The 776-nt window shown below is 47.8% G+C and carries 1 protein-coding gene; it reads right to left on the reverse strand.

Annotation, left to right across the window (positions count from 1 at the left end; genetic code table 11):
* Positions 1 to 776: AMP-binding protein (locus tag A3738_RS05150; protein ID WP_156503977.1), on the reverse strand; the 776-nt coding region annotated here is incomplete at both ends.

Here is a 776-nt window from a genome sequence, read left to right on the forward strand (position 1 = left end):
ATTAATTGGCTCGCCCACCGAGCCTAAAAGACGAATGCTATCTCGGTTGTAGGATTGAACTTTATCATCACCAGCAGCCATCAACGCACGAATTGCGGTCGGCGCGGTATAAAATACGTTCACCTGATGTTTTTCAACAACCTGCCAGAACCTAGAAGCATCAGGATAATTTGGCACGCCTTCAAACAACACTGTTGTCGCACCATTACACAATGGACCGTACAAAATATAGCTATGCCCAGTAATCCATCCGAAATCCGCGGTACACCAGAAAACTTCGCCCTCGCGATAATCAAATACTTTCTCATGCGTAAAGGACGCGTAAGTAAGATAACCACCAGTAGTATGCAAAACGCCCTTAGGCTTGCCAGTTGAACCAGAGGTATACAGCATAAACAAGGGATCTTCAGCGCTCATCGGTTCAGCGTCACAATAAGCACCCTGACGCTCCATCAACTCATGCATCCATACATCACGACCTTCAACAAATGACACATCGCCACCGGTACGCTGAAGCATAACGACATTCTTCACATGCCCGATATTCCCTACTTCAAAAGCCTCATCCACGTTATTCTTTAATGGAATAGACTTCCCGCCACGAATACCCTCATCAGCCGTAATCAACCATTTAGACGGACCATCGTCAATTCTGGCTGCGAGAGCTTCCGGGGAAAACCCCCCAAAAGCAACGGAATGCACGGCACCGATGCGCGCACAGGCCAGCATAGCGATGCCTGTTTCTGGAACCATCGGCATATATAAGGTGACGATAT

Source organism: Oleiphilus sp. HI0066 (assembly GCF_001635725.1).